Here is a 21,550-nt window from a genome sequence, read left to right on the forward strand (position 1 = left end):
CTGGGCGCCTTGATTGCCTCTCGGCTTCTCTGCGCTCGTTACGCGTTGAATTGCTGGCCAATCTCTCACAGTTGTTGGTGGTTTGGGGTTGGAGTTGGCATCCGCGATGCGTTAGCGTGCTTCAAGCGTCGCCCCTGTGCGGGGCGGCACCTACTTTTCTTTGCCGCCGCAAAGAAAAGTAGGCAAAAGAAAGCGGCTGACACCGCCAGTGCTAGTCCTTGCCTGAGGGCCCCCAACGGGTCTTACGCTTCACACGGCAACTTTCCTGTTCGCGTTCGTTGCCAACGCTTCGAATAGTCGCCTCACCCACTTCAGACACCCACACAAGAACTAGCGGCAGCGAATGGTATGTGCCGCCCAGGTGGCAAACTGTGTGTAGGTTGTCGCGTCGTATAGCCTGGCGCTCTTACATGGAGGTATGCGCGCGCTATCGGGTCCGAAGTGAGGCGTGTGTGGCGCTAAGGCCTACACACAGTTTGCCACCTGGGCGGCAGTGGAATCTCTGGCACGGCATGCTGCAACGCGGGTGAGTGAGGCGGGTGAGGCGCACCGCAAGAGCGTTGGCAACGAACATGGGTCACGTGATTGCCGTGTGAAGCGTAAGACCGGTTGAGGGCCCTCAGGCAAACACAAGAACTGGCGGTGTTAGCCGCTTTCTTTTGCCTACTTTTCTTTGCGGCGGCAAAGAAAAGTAGGTGCCGCCCCGCACAGGGGCGACGCTTGAAGCACGCTAACAATTCGCGGATGCCAGCAAAAAGCCCAAAAAAACCAAACCGGATGCCAGCGCAAAACCAAAACAAACCACCCAGCGTCGCAGACATCCAAAAGCAAGTGCCACCCCGCACAGGGGCAACGCATGAAGCTAGATACCGCATCGCAGATGCCAGCGCAGCAAAAAAACCCTACACATTCCCCGCCAAATGAAACCGCGAAGCCGGATGCCACAACTGCACCGACGTCGCGACCTGCTCCCCAACCCATGTTCTGCGCCACAGCATCAGACAAGGCTCGCCAATCTCCATCATCAGATGGCGGCGCACATGCGCGGTAGGCTTCTGCGCGTAGATGCGGAATTCGGCGCGCTGGATCGGCGCGAGACGCACCATGTAGTGATTCGGCGTTTCGACCGTGAAGTCCTGATTCAGGTAATCCGGAAACACGCTCGGATTCACATAGCGGTCTTCGTATTGAATCGGCTCACTTTCTTCGTTGTGTACGATGCGCGAATGGAACACGGGGCCATTTGCGAGCACCAGCGCATCGAGCGCGAGCGGATCATCACTCACTTCGAGCGTCAGCACACGCGCCGAATGGCGGTGGCCGCGCGCGGTGATCTCGTCGGCAATATTGCGGATTTCGAGTACGGTCGATTCATAGCGTTGCGGCGCGACATATGTGCCCGAGCCTTGCACGCGCGTCAGCACGCGCTCCGTCGTCAACTCGCGCAGCGCGCGCGATACCGTCATGCGCGCAACGCCGAACTCCTTCACCAGTTCCGCTTCCGACGGAATCAATCCGCCCGGTTTCCAGACGCCCTCTTCGATCCGCGCGATCACGTAACGCTTGATCTGCTCGTACGCGGGCATCGCTTTGGCAGGCGTCGTGCGCGCGCCAGCGGAATGTTCCTCTGCCGTCTCCAGGTGCCCGTTTATCGTCATGTTCACGTCGACCTCGTGGGTTGATCGCATTCTTATGCGGCGGATTGCGGCGCGTGCTGCGCGGCAGCCTTCGGATCATTCGCGGCGTGCGCGGCAAAGCCCGTGTGATCGCCGGGTGCCGGCGTCGACGGCAGGTTGCCCGAAGCGGGCGGCAACGGCGGCGCTGCCTCGCCAATCAGGCGGAACGCAACGGCCATATCGTCGGCCAGCGGACGATCGTCGCGATACGTCGGCACGACGGCACGCACACGACGCCACAATGCGTCGGTGTGCGGCGCACGCGATGCGTCGATGGGTTGCAGGTCGTATGCCTGTGCCGCCGCGAGCAACTCGATCGCGATGATGCGACCGGTGTTGTCGATGATTTCCAATGCCTTCAGCGCGGCGGGCGTCGCGTGACACAGATGGTCTTCCTGCAAGCCCGATGTGATGCCCCCATCCAGGCTCGCGGGCGCGGCCAGCCGCCGGTTCTGCGCGACCAGCGAAGCGGCCGTGTACTGCGCGATCATGAAGCCGGAGCACGTACCGCCCGGCTCCGCGAGAAACGCGGGCAGGCCACTCACGAGCGGGTTCACGAGCCGGTCGAGACGGCGCTCTGCCATCGCCGCGACCTGCGCGATGGCCGTCGCGAGACTGTCCATCGCCAGTGCGATCGACGCGCCCACTGCATGTGCCTGCGAATAAACTCGCGGCGCATCCGGTGTACCTGCAACGATCGGATTGTCAGTGATCGACGCGAGTTCGCGGTTCACGACCACAACGGTCGCATCGAGCACGTCGCGCGCCGCGCCGTGTACGTGCGGAATCGTGCGCATCGAAAGAGGATCCTGCGTGCGCTGACCGACTACCGAAGCAAGAATGCCGCTCTCCGCAAGCGCATTGCGCATTCGCTCACCGACGAGATTCAATCCCGGCGATACACGCAACGCGAGCGAATCGGCATCGAATGCGGCGAGCTGTCCGCGCAGGTTTTCGAAGCTCATCGCCGCGATCGCGTCGGTCCAGTCGAGCACGCGTTCGGCGCGCGCGAGCGCCAGCGCCGCGAGTCCCGTCACGCAAGGCGTGCCGTTGATGAGGCTCAAGCCTTCTTTCGCTTCGAGCACGAGCGGCTCGCGCCCGAGCCGCGCGAGCGCCTCGCGTCCGCTGATGCGTTCGCTGCCGTGCCGCACATGTCCTTCGCCGATGCACACCAGCGCGATATGCGCCATATGGCTCAGATAGCCGACAGAGCCGAACGCGGGCACTTCAGGGATATAACCTGCATCGAGCAAGGCGACCAGTTGATCCGCGACCTCGAGACGAATGCCCGAGTGACCGTGCGCGAAGTTGTTGATCGCGGCGGCCATGATCGCGCGCGTTTCCGCGACACCAAGCGGCGCGCCAACGCCCACCGCATGGCTCATCAGGATGTTGCGCGACAGCGTGCGCTGTTCCGACGGCGACACGATCACATCGCACAGCGCGCCCACGCCCGTGTTCACGCCATACGCGCGAATGCCGCGCTCGACGATCTGTTCGACGAGCACGCGCGCGGCCGCGATGCGCGCGCGCGCCGCGTCGGAGAGTTCGAGCGGCTCGCCCGCCGCGACCGCGGCCAGTTCGCGCCAGTTCAGAGGACGGTCGGATCGGATGACTGCCATGATGTTGCCTTTCTCGGTACGTGTACTGCTTTTCTAATGTTTGTTGAGTCTCAGGTTCTCAAGCGGAGCGAACTCGCTCAGTTCGCGGTGCGCGAATGATGGCTCGACACGAATTGCTTGAAGCGCTCCGACTTCAGGTCGCCGAACACCTCATCGGGCGTGCCGTCGCATTCCGTTTGCCCTTGATGCAGGAACATCACGCGGTTCGATACGTGCCGCGCAAAACCCATTTCGTGCGTGACGACCAACATGGTGCGGCCTTCTTCCGCGAGCGAGCGCATCACGCGCAGCACTTCGCCGACCAGTTCGGGATCCAGCGCGGACGTCGGCTCGTCGAACAGCATGACTTTCGGATGCATCGCGAGCGCACGCGCAATCGCGACGCGCTGCTGCTGACCGCCCGACAGATGCGCCGGATAGTGGCCGCGCTTTTCTGCAAGGCCGACCTTAGCGAGCAGTGCTTCAGCTTCTTCGACAGCTTCTGCGCGGCTACGCTTTTGCACGCGCATCGGCCCTTCGATCAGGTTGTCGAGCACGGTCATGTGCGACCACAGATTGAAGTTCTGAAACACCATGCCGAGCTGCGAGCGAATGCGGTCGACCTGCTTGCGGTCGTCCGGCTGCAGCTTGCCGTCCTTGCGGCGTTTCATCTTCAGCGTTTCGCCCGCGAGCGCAACGCTGCCGTCGTCCGGTGTTTCGAGCAGATTCAGGCAGCGCAGGAACGTGCTCTTGCCCGAGCCGCTTGCGCCGAGAATCGAAATGACGTCGCCTTCATGCGCGTCGAGCGAAATGCCCTTCAAAACGTGATGGTCGCCGAACGACTTGTGAATGTTCTTGACCGACAGTGCAACGGGTGCCGTAGCGTTCATGAGATTCTCCTGGATGGGCCGTCAGGGTGCGGCACGACGTGCTTCGGTAGCGGACGGAATCGCGCGCGGCGCAGCGTTCACGGGCGCTGCGCGCAGATGACGCGACAGACGCCGTTCGAGCAAACCAAGCAGGCGCACGACGACAAAGTTCAGGAACAGATAGATCAGCGCGGCGCAGATGAACACTTCCGTGGTGCGGTACGTCTGCTGGATGATCTGCTGCGCGACGCCCGTCACTTCCCACACGGTGACGAGACTCGCGAGCGCCGTCGACTTGACGAGCAGCACGGCCTCCGTCGAATACGCGGGCAGGCACTGGCGCAGCGCAATCGGACCGATGATGCGGCGCAGAAGCGAAATGCCCGACAGGCCGATCGAATAACCCGCTTCGATCTGTCCAACAGGAACGGCCATTAGGCCGCCGCGAATGATTTCAGCCGTATAACCCGCCGTACACAATGCAAGCGAGAGCACTGCGCACACATACGGCTCGCGCAGCACGGGCCACATAAAGCTCTCGCGGATCACGCCGAACTGGCCGAGGCCGTAGTAGACGAGAAACATCTGGATCAGCAGCGGCGAACCGCGAAACACGAGAATGTACGCACGCGCAAAGCGGTTCGGCAGCCAGTGCGGCGACACGCGCATCGTGACGATCACGAGCGACAGCAAACCGCCCAGCACCAACGACGCGAAGAACAGACCCAGCGTGGTCGGCACGGCGCCGAGCAACTGGCGCAGCGTGTCGAGCAAAAAGTCGAAATCGAAAGACATGTTGGCGCTCCGTCGTCAGTTACGCGCGAAGTTGCGCCGGAAGGATTTGCCCACGTGTGCTTCGGCACGGTTGAAGACGCGGTTCGAGATACCCGTCATCACCAGATACAGCGCGCCGCCCACGACGAAGAACAGGAAATACTGGTGCGTCGAACTGGCGGCGATCTGGCTTGCGCGCAGCAGTTCGGCAAGACCCGTCACCGAAATCAGCGCGGAGTCTTTCAGGCTCAACTGCCATACGTTGCCGATGCCCGGCAGCGCGAAACGCAGCACCTGCGGAATCAGAATGCGTCGGGCCATGGTCATGGTCGGCATGCCGATCGAACGTGCTGCTTCAAGCTCGCCCTTCGACACCGCGAGCACAGCCGAGCGATACACCTCGGCCTGATACGCGCCCGAAATCATGCCGACGGCCAGCGCGCCGATCACGAACGGTGGCACGCCGACGAAGCCTTCGGCGCCGAACCACTGGCCCACCGTGGTCACGAGCGTCGAGCCGCCGAAGTAGAACAGATAGATGACGAGCAGCTCGGGCACGCCTCGAAACACTGTCGTGTACAGATCGCCCAGCACGCGCGCCGTGCGAAAGCGCGACAGCTTCGCGGCCGCGATGATCGCGCCGAACACGGCGCCGACTGCGAGCGCCGCGAGCGTCAACGCGACGGTCATCAATGCCGCGAGCAGCAGCACGCCGCCCCAGCCTTCCTGCCCGAAGCCGAGCGTCTCGATCAGAGCCATGGCTTACTCCTCATCCCTGCTTTCGTTGATTGACCTGCTTCGCTGAAACAGGTCGTTCGAGCAAGCGCGCGCCACTGCGGCGCGCGCATACGGCTATCGATCAAGGCGTGACGTCGGTCTTGAACCACTTGTCGGAGAGCTTCTTCACGGTGCCGTCCTTCAGCGCGTCGGCGATCGCCGTGTCGAACTTCGCCTTCAGGTCGGCGTCCTGCTTGCGGAACGCGAGGCCTTCGCCCGGACCCCAGATCGGGCCGCCGATCTTCGGTCCTGCCATCGAGATTTGCGCGGACTCTTTCTTGTCCGAGTTGGCGGCGTAGTACGTGACGTCGTCGAACGATGCGTCGATACGGCCGTTCGCCAGATCGAGATCGCGTTCCGGCGAGGTCTTGTACACGCGGATCGTCGCGATGTCCTTGAAGCCTTCGTTGATGAATTTAGTGTAGACCGTGCCTGACTGGATGCCGATCGTCTTGCCCTTCAACTGCTTGCGCAGCGCGTCGACGGTCGGCTTGTCGGTCTTCGGGTCGCCCGTCAGCTTGACGACGGGTGCGCCCGGCGTTGCCTTCGGGATGACCTTGGTATCGGAGACGGCGAACGTAGCAGGCGTCGCCGCGTAAGGGCGCGAGAACGCGATGATCTTTTCACGCTCGGGCGTGATCGAGATCGCGTCCATCAAGACGTCGAACTTGCCTGCCTGCAGGCCGGGAATCATGCCGTCCCAGTCTTGTGCAACCAGGTTGCACTGCAGCTTGATGCGCTCGCACAGGTTGGCGACCAGTTCCGGCTCGAAGCCGCCCAGCTTGCCGCCCGGCAACGTGAGGTTCCACGGCGCGTAGCCGCCTTCCAGCGCGATCGTCACCGACTTCCATTCCTTCGCCTGCGCGGGCGCGCCAGCGAGCGCCACGGCGCCGAGGACCGCGCCCATCAATACTTTCGACAACATAGTGCGGCTTGCCTTGTTCACCTTCACGTCGAATCTCCTTTTGGTCTGAACGGGTCCCTTCGCTTGTCGCGTGCCGGACATGTATAGACAAGTCTGCATGAGGTCAAAAATGATCGCAACTGAAATCCCGAAAAATTATTGAATTCTTCGGGTAAGCCCTTATACAAAGGGATTCACACGGGCTCGACCGACCGGACAAGCGGCTGTTTCAGTCGCGCCACGCTGGTGCAGCTGACTAGACAGGTTGACGATTACGGTGCCGCCTTTGCACCGGATTGGCACCCAAAGCCCTGGGCCGGGAACCTTGCAGAAGCGAAAGCCATCTTTCGGGCAGCCGCGCCGCAGTCATACGTTGGTATGGCGGGCGGGAACCTTTGGCCTGATCCGCTCATCTGCGAAGCGGCATCGCGTCAGACACGCGCATGACCTGGCAGTGTTTTCAGCATCCAGACGGTCATGCGATGCAACGTTAGTAGGTCCCGACTTGTTCGTATGTACGGCTGGAGCGCAGACCGCCATCGCACTACATTACATGCACCGCTGGCCGATCTGATGGCTGGCGCAGGAGCCGGACTACCTGGGCTGAATTAACCAGGCCCATCCGCTCCGCAACAAAAAGTTTGGCTTGCCGGGAATGAAAGTCGAAGTCGCTGTGTTTGCCTCTATGTAGCAAGCGACATCGAAACAGGTTTGACAGAAGGGCACGACCAGACAGCCGTACGACAGCAGCAGTTGATGCAGAAGCTTTAACGACGTTTTCAAGCTCATTCACCGGATCGGATTGAACACAATTCGTTCAGGATGCCGAAACAGTATTTTCGACATGCAAATGAGCCCTACGTTTAAACACACTCATTCTGGAGTTACATCATGAAGAAGATTTTTGTTTGCCTCGCAGTCGCAGCCGGCGCACTCGCCGCTCCCGCTCTGAGCTTCGCGCAATCGAATGGCCCCGTCACTCGTGCCGAAGTTCGCGCCGATCTGGTTCGCGTCGAACAGGCCGGCTATCAACCGGGCCGCGGCGAGGACATCAACTATCCGTCCGACATCCAGGCTGCCGAAGCGAAGATCGCTGCGCAGGACAACCACAATCTGACGAACAACGCAGTTGGCGGCGTCGCGATGACGGGTACGTCGTCGTCGGGCAAGTCCTCGCGTTCCGCTTCGAACAACAACGCGTGTGTCGGCCCCGTCAGCTACTGCAATATTTTCTTCGGCAGCTAAATGGCGCGCACATGACCCTGCTCCCCACTGTCAGGCGCAGAGTCGCGCCAGCCTCCCTTCCTGGTCTGTTCCTGTTTCTGTTCCTGATTTACGGAGTCTCTTGTGAAAAGTTCGTTGCACGTAGCCGCTGCCCTTGCGTTGTCGACCGGTCTTCTCGCCTCTTCGGGCGCGATGGCGCAGGACGCCCAACCGGCGCACGGCCCCGTCAAGAATATCGTTCTGGTTCATGGCGCCTGGGTGGACGGTTCGGGCTGGAAGCCCGTCTATGACATCCTCACCAAAGACGGCTATCACGTCACGCTTGTGCAGGAACCGCTGACCTCGCTCGACGACGACGTCGCGGCAACGAAGCGTGTCCTCGATCTGCAAAACGGCCCGACCATTCTCGTCGGCCACAGCTACGGCGGCTCCATCATTACGGAAGCAGGCGTCGATCCGCATGTGGTCGGTCTCGTGTATGTCGCCGCGCATGCGCCGAACGTCGGCGAAGACGAAGCCACGCTCGGCAAGGGCAAGCCCAGCTATACGTCGAAGCAGGCGGGCGCAATCGATAAAACGGATGACGGCTACACGTATCTGAATCCGTCCGTGTTCCCGAAGGACTTCGCTGGCGATCTGCCGCTGAAGCAGGCGCAGTTCGAAGCGCAATCGCAGATGCTGACGGCCGCGAAAGTGTTCTCGCAGCCGCTGACGGCCGCCGCTTGGACGACCAAGCCGAGCTGGGGCATCGTCGCGGGCAGCGACAAGATCATCAATCCCGATCTGGAGCGCTGGTACTACGAGCGCGCGCATAGCCACACGACGGTGATTCCGGGCGCGAGCCACTCGGTCTACGAATCGCGTCCGCAGCAGGTCGCGGCCGTGATCGAGGATGCCGCGAAGCACGCACAGCAGTGACCGTCGACGCTCACGCCAAACGCGAGCGCTGAATGCGAAGCGGCGCGCCCACAAGGCGCGCCGCGCGCGTATTGCAGGTCATCGAATCAGTTGCCGAAGTAGATATTGCATTGCGTACCGGTCGAGCAATTACGCGTAGACTGCATCGTTCTGCCCGACGAAGTGCGGGTATCCATCGCGCCGCCATACGACATATCCGTCGTCGCTTGCGCCGACGCATTCGCATTGTTCTGCATCGTGGCCTTCGACGCATCGCTGCTCTGTGCGATGTCTTCGGCCATCGTCGCGACGGGGATGGCCATCAGCAATGCGCCCGCCACGGGTAACGCCATCAGGATCTTCATGTCGAACTCCTTCCATGCAGACGAATCGTCACGCCCTGCATCACGATTCGCCGGACGCCCATCGACGCCTGCGCCATCCGCATCGTTTCGACCGATGCCCGCAGGCGTGAAATCGCGCGCAGCGGCCACCCGCGCCGCAACGAGCTTTTGTTCTATATGCGATTGATTGGCTCAAAGCCGCCGAGTCTGTCGGGCGGCGCAGCGCGGCGCGAAAACGCCGGTTTCTGATCGTTTGACTATCGGCTGCGCAGAGAGGTCCGCACTGCTGCTTCTGTTATAGACCTTTGCGACGAGACTGCAATGGCGCCTCGCTGCACTGCAATGCGGCGCGCATCGGCTGACGAGGCGCGCCGCTTTTCGTTTTGCAGCTTTCAGCGCAAATTGGTCTTCACCAGTTCGACGATTTCATCGCCGCGGCCGTTGAGAATCGCGCGCAGCATGTAAAGGCTGAACCCCTTGGCCTGCGACAGTTCGATGGTCGGCGGCATGGCGAGCTCATGTTTGTCCGTGACGACGTCGACGAGCGCCGGGCCCTTATGCGCGAACGCCTGTTTCAGCGCGCCCTCCAGTTCTTCGGAATCCTCGACGCGGAGCGAAAAAATTCCCGCACCTTTCGCGATTTGCGCAAAATCGGTCTTACTCAGGTCGACGTTCGTGTCGAGATAGCCACCCGCCTTCAGTTCCATCGAAACGAAACCCAGCAGGCTGTTGTTGTACACGATGACCTTGATGGGCAACTCGAGCTGGCGCGCCGTGAGCAGATCGCCGAGCAGCATCGACAGCCCGCCGTCGCCCGACAGCGACACCACCAGCCGCCCCGGATGTGCCGCCTGCGCGCCGAGCGCCTGCGGCATCGCATTGGCCATCGAGCCATGATTGAACGAGCCGTGCAGTTGCCGCTTGCCGTTCATCGTCAGATAGCGCGCCGCCCAGAGCGTGGGCGTGCCGACGTCGGCCGTAAAGATGGCGTCGTCGCCGGCGGCTTCGTCGATCATGCGCGTCAAATACTGCGGATGGATCGGCGCGCCGGGGTCGGAAGGCGTGGCGAGCTCGTCGAGATCGCGGCGTGCTTCTTCGTAGTGCGCGGTGGCCATATCGACGAAGGTGCGGTCGTCTTTGCGCTTGAGCTTCGGCAGCAGCGAGGCGACGGTCTCTTTCACGGTGCCGACGAGGCCCATCGCGAGCGGCGCGCGCTTGCCGAGCTGCGAGCCCTTCCAGTCGATCTGCACGACTTTTGCGTCGGGCGGATAGAACGGCCGGTAGGGAAAGTCGCAGCCGAGCAACAGCAGCACGTCGCACGACATCATCGCGTGATAGCCGGAACTGAAGCCGATCAGCCCTGTCATGCCGACGTCGAACGGATTGTCGTACTCGATGAACTGCTTGCCGCGCAGCGCGTGGACGATCGGCGCGCCTAGCGTGTCGGCGAGTTTGACTACTTCGTCGTGGGCGCCCGCGACGCCGCTGCCGCACATGATCGTCACCGCTTCGCAGTCGTTGAGCATCGTCGCGAGTTTGGTGAGTTCGCTATCGGGCGGCAGGATCGCGGACGGCGCGGTCGCATTCCAGACGGGCGACAGCGACGGCCCTTCGCTCAACGCGATATCGCCGGGCAGCACGATCACGGCGACGCCGCGCTGCTCGATTGCGGTGCGCATGGCGCGCTCGAGTACGCGCGGGAATTGTGAAGCGTTCACTATCAGTTCGGCGAAGTGGCTGCACTCCTTGAAGATTTCGGTCGGGTGCGTTTCCTGGAAGTAGCCGAGGCCGATTTCCGTCGACGGAATGTGCGCGGCGATCGCGAGGACGGGTTGCTGGTTGCGGTGGCAGTCGTATAGGCCGTTGATCAGGTGCAGGTTGCCTGGGCCGCAGCTGCCTGCGCAGACGGCAAGCTGGCCGCTTGCGGCGGCGTCGGCGCCTGCTGCGAAGGCTGCTGCCTCTTCGTGGCGAGTGTGCATCCAGCGGATTGAGCCCACCTGGTCGAGGCTGAATGCCAGGCCGTTCAGACTGTCGCCTGTGACGCCCCATATGCGTTTTACGCCTGCGGCGGCTAAGGTTTTTGCAAGGTAATCCGCGATTGTGGTCTTTGCCATGAGCGTTCCTTGAAGATGGGTTTTGGGGCTTTTTTATCTGCGATGCCGGGTGGTTTGCTTTGGCTTTTGCGCTGGTATCCGGTTTGGTTTTTTTTGGGCTTTTCGCTGGCATCCGCGTTACGGTGTTTGCCGTTCACGCGTCGCCCCTGTGCGGGGCGGCACCTACTTTTCTTTGCCGCCGCAAAGAAAAGTAGGCAAAAGAAAGCGGCTAACACCGCCAATTCTTATTTCTGCCTGAGGGCCCCCAACGGGTCCCTTGCTTCACGCGGCAACTTCTCAATTCGCGTTCGTCGCTAACGCTCTTACGATGCTCATCACCCGCTTCGCGCACCCGCATTACTGCATGCCGTGCCAGATATTCCACCGCCGCCCAGGTGGCAAACTGTGTGTCGGCCCTCTGTGCTCCATACGCACCACTCCGGACCGATAGCACGCGTGTCCCACCCTGCAAGAGCGCAAACTTATACGACGCGACAACCTACACACAGTTTGCCACCTGGGCGGCACATACCATTCGCTGCCGCTTGCCCGGGTACGGGTATTCGAAGCGGGTGAGGCGTTCATTCGAAGCGTTGGCAACGAGCGCAAACAGAAAGGCTGCCGTATGAAGCGTAAGACCCTGTAGGGGCCCTCAGGCAAATACTAGAACTGGCGGTGTGAGCCGCTTTCTTTTGCCTACTTTTCTTTGCGGCGGCAAAGAAAAGTAGGTGCCGCCCCGCACAGGGGCGACGCTTGAAGCAAGCTAACAAATCGCGGATGCCAGCGCAAAGCAAAGCGAACCACCCAGCGTCGCAGACAAACAAACAAAAAATTCACCACACATACGGCACAAACCGATACCGAACCCGCGCAGCATATTCCTTATAGCCCGCGAGTTGCTCGCACAGCATGCGCTCCTCGAGCACTGCGCGATAGGCAAGCCCAACGACCAGCAACGGCACACAAGCAAGCCCCCAAAAAGAGCCCAGCAACAACGGCGTGCCGAACAGAAACAAAATAGCCCACGCATACATCGGATGCCGGACATACGCATACGGCCCGCTATCGCTAACCTTATGCCCACGCTCAGCCATGATCTTCACAACGGGCGCAGCATAGCTATTAGCACGAAAAACCGACCGCATAGCAACCATGCTAACCAGAATAGCAAGCACACCCACAACCTGCAGCGATGGGTGCATCGACGACCAATAAAACCGCCGCGCATCGAATCCCATCAGCACGAGCCACGCGCACCACGCAATGGCAACGCACACCATGAAGAACTTGTCCCAAGCGCCCTGCCCGTGTTGAATAAAAGAGCCAAGCCGCTCCGCAAGCAACGCCGGATCGTGGCGCGCGAGCCACACCCCGACCCACAGCCCCAGCGCGCCCATTTCGAACAGATAACACCACGCCCCCGGCCACGCGAACGTGCCCGCCGCGCCGAACAGCACGGCGCCCATACCCGCAAGCCATAACACCGTCTGAACGATGAGCCGCGCGATCATCACCCTCGACCTATGAAGCGTTTTCAGTCGACACGCGCCGATAAATATCCGCGACATCGATATCGCCAAGCTCGATCAGGAACGTGTCCCGCAGGCATATTTCAAGCTCGTGCGCGCTTTCGATCCGGCGCTCGATCGCCTCGCCGTCTATCGAACGCGCGGTAAGACGGTCGTTGAACAGCGTCAACCGCCCTTCCGGTGTCACGCGGCATACGACGAGACTCGTCGTGAAGAACGACGTGGGATGCGTCGACGTGTACCAGTTCGATACCTCGTAATCGATCCACTCCGCGCGCTGCAGGTCGAAACGATACGTCTTGAGCCACGTTTCGCCCGATAGCACCTCGAGATCGAACGCGCCCTGCGACGCATCGGCGAGACGGAATGGCTCGTGTGCGGTCTGTTGCGCGACGCCCGTTTGCAGCCGCAACGGCGAAGTCAGCGTGACCGCGCCAAAGCCGACGTCGGCGATCCACGGCTGATCGTCGACAGTCACGCGCAGCAGCATGTGCGTGCGCGGCGTGATCGCGTCCGGCTCGCGGCCCCACAGCACGCGCGCGATCATCGGCGTCACGTCGAAGCCGAGTTGCATCAGCACATGCGCGAACAGCCGGTTCTGCTCGAAACAATAGCCGCCGCGTCGCCGCTCGATCAGCTTGTCGACGACGGCAGGCAGATCCAGATCGACGCGGCGGCCCGTCAGCGGATCGAGGTTTTCGAACGGGATCGACAACGGATGCAGGCGTTGCAGCTCGCGCAACACGTCGAGCGTCGCGGCCTGCGGCCCCGTATAGCCGATACGCCTGAAATAGCGGTCGAGATCAAGAGTGCTGGACATCCGGTGCTCCTGGTTAGCGTGGGTGGCGTTGCCGCTGGTTACCTGCTTGTATGCGCGCTGTAGGGATGAGCGACAGCGTACCGTCATTGACCCGCGCCGTGCGCGAAGCCCTCATATGCGAAGGCCCATTTACGAACGGTCGAACGGATGCGCGCCGATCATCGCATCGCGCGTGGCGACACATGACGGATTGCAAGTCGCTGCAATGCATCACGCGCCGCCTGAGCACCATGAACGCGCGTCAGAAACCTTTGAGCGCCGAGGTCGCAATCGACGGCACGCTGATGCCATGGCTCGACGCGAACTGCACGGCCGCACTCAGCGTCGACGCGAGCGACTGCAACTGCCCCGGCGCGGACTGCGCGATATACGACGCGGCTTGCGCCGTCTGCGGATTCATGCCCGCTTGCAGCAGCGACGACGGATTCATCTGCCCGACGCTGCCGAGGCTCGATTGCAGGCTCGAATACTGGCTCACGCCCTGGCCGAGCGATGTGAGGCCGTTGGTGAACGCCTGCTTGTCGACGGGCGTCGACGGGTCCGACGCGCGGCTCGTGAACGCCTGTGTGAGCGTCTGCGATAACGACTGCTGCGTGCTGCCCACCTGCGACAACTGGCTAACCGATGGCGTGCCGCCGCTCAACAGTCCGGATGCCTGCTGCGCCTGGCTCGCGGCGCCCGAGAGCCCCATCGCCGATGCGAGACTCGACTGGCCGCTCAACACCTGCTGGTTTGCGCCGACGTAGGTCTGCAGCAATTGCCCGATCCCGCCCGACGAAGCGGCCCCGCCCGCATTGCCCGACGAATTGCCGCCGCCGATGCCGAATTGCTGAAGGTTCAGTTGCGCGAAGCTCGCGCTGCTCACGAACAGGCCGGTGGTAAGTAGCGCGGCGCAGAGAATGCGTGTTTTCATGGCTGGCCCTCCTGTCATGTGTCTGATGTGTGACGTTCGTCTCGACTTGCTGCTTCGTTTGTGTCCGTTCGACACACGCGCAAGGCACGCGTTCGCGCTTTCGTCAGATGTCATGATGGGCCGCAAAACGCGGGCCCGCGTTATTAACAACTCCGTCAATGCGCGTGGCGGTTGCCGTCGCCAGCATACGGCGTAAGCGCGGCATGCAAGCCTGGCGTCACGCCCTCGCTCGCGCTTCGCGCGCCTCCCGCGTCTCGCGCGGCGACCCGCGCACCGACAGGTCCTGCATCATCTGCGCAGCGAAATAGTCGCATGTCGGGCGATCCGATTTCGCACTGCGCGCGACGACGATGTCGAGCGGTTCGATCACAGGCAGACCTTGCTCGGCGCCGAGAATAGCGAGTCGCGACGGCACGCTGCATCGCGCGAGCGCAATTACGGAAAGCCCCGCGTCGACGGTCGCGACGAGGCCGCTCAGGCTCGCGCTGCTGTACGCGGCGCGATACCGGATGCGTGCCCGGTCGAGCGCCGCGAGCGTATTCGTGCGCGCGACGCAGCCGGGCTCGTACAGCCCGACCGGCAACGGCGACACGTTCAGCACGGACGTATCTTCGGATGCTCCTACCCACACCATCGGCTCGCTGCGCACGAATTCGCCGCGCAATTTGCGGTCGCGCGTGACGAATGCGAGGTCGATCTTGTTGTCCGCGAGCATCGGCGCGAGCGCGGTGCTCTGCGCGCAGACGATCTCGATCTCCACGTGCGGATACAGGTTCGAGAAGCGCCGCAACACGGGCGACAACAGCGACGACACGTAATCGTCCGGCGCGCCGAGCACGACGCGCCCCGTCACCTCGGGCCGCACGATGGCCGACCACGCTTCTTCGTGCAGATCGATCACGCGCCGCGCATATTCGAGCAGCGTATTGCCGGGCCGCGTCAGCGACAGGTTGCGCGTATCGCGAGCAAACAGCGTCGTGCCGAGCATTCGCTCGAGCCGCTTGATCTGCATGCTGACGGCCGCCTGCGAGCGATGCACGGTGACAGCCGCCTTCGTGAAGCTGCCCGCCTCGACGACGGCAACGAATGTGCGCAGCAGATCGACATCGAACTCGGGGTGCATGATTTATCAATCCTGCTTATGGAATTTCTCAATTTTATTCGTTTGCCACGATAAGGCAACGGATCGATACTCGGATGCATACAACGCGATCGAGGGATTTACTGCCATGTCTTTGTCGTCGGTATCGTCGATATCGCTCAGCCGAAGCCAGCAAGGCGCGCTCACGCTTGCGAGCGGCGGCCTGTTGATGGGCACGATTGGCGTGTTCGTCGAGGAAGCGCGGCTCGGCGCGCTGACGCTGGTGTTCTTTCGCTGCCTGTTCGGGTTTCTGTCGCTTGCTGCGTACTGCGCATATAAGGGCTACTTCGCGCGCCGTTATTTCACGCGACGTACGGTGCTGCTTGCGGCGCTATCCGGCGTGCTGATGGTTACCCAGTGGGTCGGTTTCTTCGATGCGATTCATCGCACGAGCATCGCGGTGGCGACGGTCGTGTTTCATGTGCAGCCGTTTTGGGTCGTGTTGATCGGTGCTGCGCTGTTCAATGAGCGGCTGGGTATCGACCGGTTGGGGTGGATCGCAACGGCGTTCGTCGGGCTTGTGCTTGCGTCGGGCGTCGCGGGAGCGGGTTCATTGCAGGGACATTCGAGTTATCTGATCGGGATTGGCGAGGCGCTCGCTGGTTCCGTGCTCTATGCGAGTGTCACGCTCATTGCCAAGAGTCTTGGCGATCTGCGGCCGCATCTGCTGACGCTTGCGCAATGTGCTGTTGGTGTCGTGTGCTTGCCGTTTATCGCGCCGCTCGGCGCGGAGCATATCGGGCCGATGCAGTGGTTCTGGTTGATCGGGATGGGTGTGTTGCACACTGGGCTTTCTTATGTGCTGATCTATGGCGCGCTGCCGAAGCTCTCGACGCCGGTGATCGCGGTTCTGCTGTTCGTGTATCCGCTGACGGCGATTGCCGTCGATGCAATTGTTTATGGACGTGCGCTCGGTGTTTCGCAGATGGGTGGGATGGTGTTGATTGTTGTTGCCAGTCTTGGCGTTAATCTTGGGTGGCCGTTGGTGTCGGTTTTGCGGTTGCGTGCGAGTTAGTGGGTTTTTTGTCTGCGACGCTGGGTGGTTTGCTTTGTGTATGCGCTGGCATCCGCGTTATGCCTTTGTGCTTCAGGCGTCGCCCCTGTGCGGGCATTCGTTTGGCGCCTTCGCGGCGCGGGCGTTGCTGTTGTGTGCTTGCCTCTGCGCTGGCATCCGCGATTTGCCTTCGTGCTTCACGCGTCGCCCTGTGCGGGCATTCGTTTGGCGCCTTTCGCGGCGCGGGCGTTGCTGTTGTGTGCTTGCCTCTGCGCTGGCATCCGCGCTATGCCTTCGTGCTTCAGGCGTCGCCCCTGTGCGGGGCGGCACCTACTTTTCTTTGCCGCCGCAAAGAAAAGTAGGCAAAAGAAAGCGGCTCACACCGCCAACATTTCTTCTTGCCTGAGGGCCCCCACAGGGTCTTACGCTTCACACGGCAATCACGTGACCCATGTTCGTTGCCAGCGCTCTTGCGCTGCGCCTCACCCGCTTCACGCTCCTGCGTTTCAGCATGCCTTGCCAGATAGTCCCCCGCCGCCCAGGTGGCAAACTTTGTGTAGGCCGTAGCGCCTCGCATGCCTCACTCCGGACCGATTGCGCATGCGTCCCACCCTGTAAGAGCGCTACCCTGTACGACGCGACAACCTACACACAGTTTGCCACCTGGGCGGCACATACCGTTCGCTACCGCTAGCACGTGTGCGGGTATTTGAAGTGGGTGAGGCGTTCATTCGAAGCGTTGGCAACGCACGCAAACAGAAAGGCTGCCGTGTGAAGCGTAAGACCCTTTGGGGGCCCTCAGGCAAGCACAGGAGCTGGCGGTGTTAGCCGCTTTCTTTTGCCTACTTTTCTTTGCGGCGGCAAAGAAAAGTAGGTGCCGCCCCGCACAGGGGCGACGCCTGAAGCACGCTAACAATTCGCGGATGCCAGCAAAAACACAAGCAAACCAAACCGGATGCCACCGCAGAGGCTCAGACAAACCAAACCACCCCACGCCGCGAAGCCGCCACAAAAATCACTGCGGCAAAACTTCCCCTTTAGTCTCCTTAGCAAACGGAATCACAAGCAACCCGACAATAAACGCAAGCGCCGTCAGCGCAACAGGCACGCCAAGCGTATGCATACTGAGCACAGCCGCCCCAAGCAGAAAATTCACCCCCGCCCCGACAAACCGCCCAAACGAAGTACAAAAAGCAAAAGCCGTCGCGCGAACACGCGTTTCGAACAGTTCAGGCAGCCACAGGCTAAACAGCGCGAAATTCCCACCAAAGAACCCAAGCACAAACAGCCAGGCAATAAACGGCGCCAACCCGTTAGGCAGATAAAAGGCCCAGCCAAAGCTGCCAATAATCGCCACCGCCATCCCGGCAAAATACACAGCAAGCGTTTTCTTGCGCCCAAACCGCTCGGCCAGCGGCGGCAACGCAAGACACCCAAGAATCGTCCCGATCGACAGCAACCCCGTCGCGATCGAAGCCATCTTCAATGCTTCAGGCCTTGCCATGCCAGCCCGCGTCGCGAGTTGAATGACCGCCGAAGGCTCATACACAGCACCCGCCCACAATCCAATAATCGCGATCGTCAGCAGCGCACACATGACCCAGGTACGCCGCCGATACGTCGGCCCAAAAATCTCGCGCATCGGGCTCACGCGCGCCACATCGCGCGATTCGGCCCGTTGCCATTTGTCCGACTCCTTCACCCGCGTGAGAATCATGATCGCGACGACCACGGGCACCGCCCCCGTCAGGAACATCGCGCGCCAGCCGAAATGCACGCCAATCGTGTAGTTCAGCGCGGCAGCCAGGAAAAAACCCGCGTAGTAGCCCGTCTGCAGATAGCCCGCGCCCATCTTGCGGCGATCCTCGGGCCACGCCTCGGCGACATAGGTCCCCGCCAGCGCCCATTCGCCGCCAATGCCCACGCCAGCAATGAAGCGATAGATGCCCAACTCCCACACATTATGCGCAGTCGCCGACAGCCCGGTGAAGATCGCGAACGTGAAGATCGTGCCCGCCAGCACCTTCGTGCGGCCGAAACGGTCCGCGAGCGGGCCCCAGATGAACGACAGCCCCCAACCCACCAGGAAGAGCGCAAACAGGATCGAACCGGCAAGTCCGACGTTCGCGGGCGTCGCCGCATAGCCCGAGCGCGGCAGCAATTCAGTCAGCGCCGGCGTCAGCACCAGCGCATAAATGAACGAGTCCATCCCGTCCAGCGTCCAGCCCGCCCACGCGCCCCAAAAGCCGGCGATCTGCGACCGGTTGAGCGGCGTCTTCTGCCGCACGGTTCCCGCACGGTCCGATATCGAAGAATTCAACATGCTCCTGCTCCTCCATGTACTACGGTTGGATTGGGTGACCGTCACGGCACAACGGCTCCCCCGCATGCGGGCCGCCGCATGTGCGAGAGGCGCCGCGCGTCAGCGCCGTGCCTTTATGAAAACCCCGGGTTTGCCCGCTAGAAATTCGTCGTTTTTATATATAATATTTGATGTCATGAACAACGCAACCGGTGGTTTTCCCCTGGACAGCGCCCCGCGCGTCCCCTTGCTGCCCACGGCGCATGAGCCGCGGCCCAGCACTTCGCGTGTGATCGCGGAGGCGCTGCGTACGGCAATCGTCGAAGGCTCACTCGAGCCTGGCGCGCCGCTGCGGCAGGACGCGATCGCGCGGCACTTCTCGGTCAGCGCAATTCCCGTGCGCGAAGCGCTGCGCCAGCTGGAAAGTGAAGGCTGGGTGAAAGTCGAGCTGAACAAGGGCGCGACCGTCGCGCGGCTCTCGCCCGCTGAGGCGCGCGAGATCTATGAGATCCGCTCGGCGCTCGAAAGCCTTGCCATCACGCTGGCGATTCCGAATCACACGCCCGAGTCGCTGCGCGAAGCGGTGGCGCTTTGCAAAGCCGCCGAAAGCGAACCGGACCCTACCCTTTACGTGGCCCGCAATGAAGCATTCCACACCGCCTTGTACGCGCCCGCCAACCGCCCTCAGCTCGCGGAGATGATCGCGGCGCTGCATCGGCGCGGCGAGCGCTACTTGAGGCTGAAATTCGGTTTGCCCGCTTACAAGGGCGAATCCGATGCCGAACACCTGGACATCCTTGCCGCCGTCGAACGCAAGGACATCGCCGCCGCCCAGTCGCTCATCTCCGCTCACCTGCTGGGCACGGGCGAACTGGTCTATCGTTTCTTGACGGAACGCGCGCAGGCGGAAGCCGCCGCGGCCACCCCGCGCCGAAAGCGCGGAAGGCCCGCGCGCACTCCAACCACTATCGGGAGTTGAAGCACCGATGAATCAGCGAATCGAATCAGCCAAGCTCGGATTGGCACAGTCAACGGGAGCGCCCGCAGGGTCATCTGCCGCGCGTTCCTGGACCACCAAACGCGACGAGAAGCGACGCAGGCTCGCCGCGATCGAGCCCTGGCTCGAAGACGGCATCCTGCCCGCGCATCGCATCGTCGATGCGCTCGAAACGCTGATCCGCCCCGGCGATCGCGTCGCGCTCGAAGGCGACAACCAGAAGCAGGCGGACTTTCTGTCTCGCTCGTTCGCGAAGGTCGATCCGCAGAAAGTGCATGACGTGCATCTGCTGATTTCGAGCATCAGCCGCCCCGAGCATCTGACGCTCTTTGAAAGGAACATCGCGCACAAGGTCGATTTTGCGTTCGCGGGTCCGCAGAGCCTGCGCGTCGCGCAACTGCTCGAAGACGGCCAGCTCGAAATCGGCGCGATCTATACGTATGTCGAACTGTACGCACGCATGTTCGTCGACCTCACGCCGAACGTCGCGCTGCTGTGCGCGGAAAAAGCCGACCGGCACGGCAATCTCTATACCGGCCCGAACACGGAAGACACGCCCACCATCGCCGAAGCCGCCGCGTTCCGGCATGGCATTGTGATCGTGCAGGTCAACGAGATCGTCGATGAACTGCCGCGCGTCGATATTCCCGCTTCCTGGGTCGACGTGGTCGTCGAGGCCGACCGCCCGTTCGCCGTCGAGCCGCTGTTCACACGCGATCCGCGCCATATCGGCGATCTGCAGGTGCTCACCGCGATGATGGTCATCAAGGGCATCTACGAGCCGTACGGCGTGACATCGTTGAACCACGGCATCGGTTTCGACACGGCTGCCATCGAGCTGCTGTTGCCGACTTACGGCGAGTCGCTCGGACTGAAGGGCAAGATCTGCCGCAACTGGACGCTCAATCCGCACCCCACGTTGATTCCCGCCATCGAATCGGGTTGGGTCGAAAGCGTGCATTGTTTCGGCAGCGAAGTCGGCATGGAGGCGTATGTCGAAGCGCGCCCCGACGTGTTCTTCACGGGCAGCGACGGCACGCTGCGCTCGAACCGCGTGCTGTGCCAGCTGGCCGGGCAATACGGCGTCGATCTGTTTATCGGCTCGACGCTGCAGATAGACGGCGATGCGAATTCGTCGACGGTCACGCGCGGGCGTCTGGCGGGCTTCGGCGGCGCGCCGAACATGGGTCACGATCCGCGCGGCCGACGCCATTCGAGCGAAGCGTGGCTCAAGCTGCTGAAAGACGAAGGCCCCGTGTCGCGCGGCAAAAAACTCGTCGTGCAACTGGCCGAAACGTACAAGAAAGGCGGCGAGCCGACGTTCGTCGATGAACTCGACGCCGTCGCCGTCGGCGCGAAAAGTGGCATGCCCATCGCGCCCGTGATGATCTACGGCGACGACGTCAGCCATGTCGTGACGGAAGAAGGCATCGCGCATCTGCACAAGGCCGAAGGCGTCGAAGAGCGGCGCGCGGCGGTCGCGGCGGTCGCCGGCGTGACGCCGATCGGCTTGCGCGCGAAGCCCGAAAAGACGGCCGAACTGCGCCGCCGGGGCATCGTCGCGTATCCGGAAGATCTCGGCATCCGGCGCGGCGAAGCGAAGCGTTCACTGCTCGCGGCGCGCAGCATCGACGATCTCGTCACCTGGTCGGGCGGGCTGTACACACCGCCGGCACGTTTCCGCAGCTGGTGATG

At 62.0% G+C, this 21,550-nt stretch carries 19 protein-coding genes; 5 read left to right on the plus strand and 14 right to left on the minus strand.

Annotation, left to right across the window (positions count from 1 at the left end; all coding sequences use genetic code 11):
• Positions 1 to 902 precede the first annotated feature (902 nt).
• The 6 genes from hutC to BLT65_RS40205 form a co-directional block, all read right to left on the minus strand.
• A complete protein-coding gene (gene hutC, locus BLT65_RS40180) occupies positions 903 to 1,658 on the minus strand; it encodes a histidine utilization repressor (protein WP_042315470.1) in 756 nt (251 codons plus the stop codon).
• Positions 1,659 to 1,690: 32 nt separating this feature from the next.
• Positions 1,691 to 3,298, minus strand: a complete 1,608-nt coding sequence (locus BLT65_RS40185) for an HAL/PAL/TAL family ammonia-lyase (RefSeq protein WP_091789166.1) — start codon at positions 3,296 to 3,298, stop codon at positions 1,691 to 1,693.
• A gap of 77 nt (positions 3,299 to 3,375) precedes the next feature.
• The gene (locus tag BLT65_RS40190; RefSeq protein ID WP_007587171.1) at positions 3,376 to 4,167 is read right to left on the minus strand and encodes an ABC transporter ATP-binding protein; all 792 of its coding nucleotides are present in this window, start codon (positions 4,165 to 4,167) and stop codon (positions 3,376 to 3,378) included.
• A gap of 21 nt (positions 4,168 to 4,188) precedes the next feature.
• On the minus strand, positions 4,189 to 4,941 hold the full coding sequence (locus BLT65_RS40195) for an ABC transporter permease (RefSeq protein ID WP_042315460.1): 753 nt from the start codon (positions 4,939 to 4,941) through the stop codon (positions 4,189 to 4,191).
• Positions 4,942 to 4,956: 15 nt separating this feature from the next.
• The gene (locus tag BLT65_RS40200; RefSeq protein WP_007587161.1) at positions 4,957 to 5,679 is read right to left on the minus strand and encodes an ABC transporter permease; all 723 of its coding nucleotides are present in this window, start codon (positions 5,677 to 5,679) and stop codon (positions 4,957 to 4,959) included.
• 100 nt (positions 5,680 to 5,779) lie between these two features.
• Positions 5,780 to 6,622, minus strand: a complete 843-nt coding sequence (locus tag BLT65_RS40205) for a transporter substrate-binding domain-containing protein (protein ID WP_042315471.1) — start codon at positions 6,620 to 6,622, stop codon at positions 5,780 to 5,782.
• Between the two features lie 870 nt (positions 6,623 to 7,492).
• Between BLT65_RS40205 and BLT65_RS40210 the strand changes: the two genes are divergently transcribed.
• Both BLT65_RS40210 and BLT65_RS40215 read left to right on the plus strand, forming a co-directional pair.
• A complete protein-coding gene (locus BLT65_RS40210; RefSeq protein WP_007587157.1) occupies positions 7,493 to 7,846 on the plus strand; it encodes a DUF4148 domain-containing protein in 354 nt (117 codons plus the stop codon).
• Between the two features lie 102 nt (positions 7,847 to 7,948).
• Positions 7,949 to 8,743 (plus strand): alpha/beta hydrolase, encoded by a 795-nt coding sequence (locus BLT65_RS40215; protein WP_091789169.1) that lies wholly within the window; start codon positions 7,949 to 7,951, stop codon positions 8,741 to 8,743.
• Positions 8,744 to 8,829: 86 nt separating this feature from the next.
• Here BLT65_RS40215 and BLT65_RS40220 read toward each other — a convergent pair whose 3' ends face one another.
• From BLT65_RS40220 to BLT65_RS40245, 7 genes are all read right to left on the minus strand, one after another.
• A complete protein-coding gene (locus BLT65_RS40220; RefSeq protein ID WP_091789227.1) occupies positions 8,830 to 9,087 on the minus strand; it encodes a hypothetical protein in 258 nt (85 codons plus the stop codon).
• 371 nt (positions 9,088 to 9,458) lie between these two features.
• On the minus strand, positions 9,459 to 11,180 hold the full coding sequence (gene poxB / locus BLT65_RS40225) for a ubiquinone-dependent pyruvate dehydrogenase (protein ID WP_042315463.1): 1,722 nt from the start codon (positions 11,178 to 11,180) through the stop codon (positions 9,459 to 9,461).
• The gene (locus BLT65_RS47485) at positions 11,138 to 11,317 is read right to left on the minus strand and encodes a hypothetical protein (protein WP_167306631.1); all 180 of its coding nucleotides are present in this window, start codon (positions 11,315 to 11,317) and stop codon (positions 11,138 to 11,140) included. The genes poxB and BLT65_RS47485 overlap by 43 nt, the downstream gene beginning before the upstream one ends.
• Positions 11,318 to 11,992: 675 nt before the next feature.
• Positions 11,993 to 12,670, minus strand: a complete 678-nt coding sequence (locus BLT65_RS40230) for a methyltransferase family protein (protein ID WP_091789172.1) — start codon at positions 12,668 to 12,670, stop codon at positions 11,993 to 11,995.
• 10 nt (positions 12,671 to 12,680) lie between these two features.
• Complete coding sequence (locus tag BLT65_RS40235) at positions 12,681 to 13,508, minus strand: arylamine N-acetyltransferase family protein (protein WP_091789175.1); 828 nt, start codon at positions 13,506 to 13,508, stop codon at positions 12,681 to 12,683.
• A gap of 241 nt (positions 13,509 to 13,749) precedes the next feature.
• Positions 13,750 to 14,421, minus strand: a complete 672-nt coding sequence (locus BLT65_RS40240; protein ID WP_091789178.1) for a hypothetical protein — start codon at positions 14,419 to 14,421, stop codon at positions 13,750 to 13,752.
• Between the two features lie 217 nt (positions 14,422 to 14,638).
• Positions 14,639 to 15,544 (minus strand): LysR family transcriptional regulator, encoded by a 906-nt coding sequence (locus tag BLT65_RS40245; protein ID WP_042315469.1) that lies wholly within the window; start codon positions 15,542 to 15,544, stop codon positions 14,639 to 14,641.
• Between the two features lie 130 nt (positions 15,545 to 15,674).
• On the opposite strand from BLT65_RS40245, the gene BLT65_RS40250 reads away from it, so the two are divergent.
• On the plus strand, positions 15,675 to 16,577 hold the full coding sequence (locus tag BLT65_RS40250; protein WP_091789231.1) for a DMT family transporter: 903 nt from the start codon (positions 15,675 to 15,677) through the stop codon (positions 16,575 to 16,577).
• A gap of 994 nt (positions 16,578 to 17,571) precedes the next feature.
• Here BLT65_RS40250 and BLT65_RS40255 read toward each other — a convergent pair.
• Positions 17,572 to 18,879 carry an MFS transporter gene (locus BLT65_RS40255; protein ID WP_091789182.1) on the minus strand — a complete coding sequence of 436 codons (1,308 nt, stop codon included), beginning with the start codon at positions 18,877 to 18,879 and terminating at the stop codon, positions 17,572 to 17,574.
• Positions 18,880 to 19,054: 175 nt separating this feature from the next.
• Here BLT65_RS40255 and BLT65_RS40260 point away from each other — a divergent pair, with 175 nt between their 5' ends.
• Both BLT65_RS40260 and mdcA read left to right on the plus strand, forming a co-directional pair.
• Positions 19,055 to 19,837 (plus strand): GntR family transcriptional regulator, encoded by a 783-nt coding sequence (locus BLT65_RS40260; RefSeq protein WP_091789185.1) that lies wholly within the window; start codon positions 19,055 to 19,057, stop codon positions 19,835 to 19,837.
• 7 nt (positions 19,838 to 19,844) lie between these two features.
• Positions 19,845 to 21,548 carry a malonate decarboxylase subunit alpha gene (mdcA, locus tag BLT65_RS40265; protein WP_091789190.1) on the plus strand — a complete coding sequence of 568 codons (1,704 nt, stop codon included), beginning with the start codon at positions 19,845 to 19,847 and terminating at the stop codon, positions 21,546 to 21,548.
• Positions 21,549 to 21,550: the final 2 nt, after the last annotated feature.

This window comes from Paraburkholderia steynii, from assembly GCF_900100565.1.
Taxonomy (GTDB): Bacteria; Pseudomonadota; Gammaproteobacteria; order Burkholderiales; family Burkholderiaceae; genus Paraburkholderia; species Paraburkholderia terrae.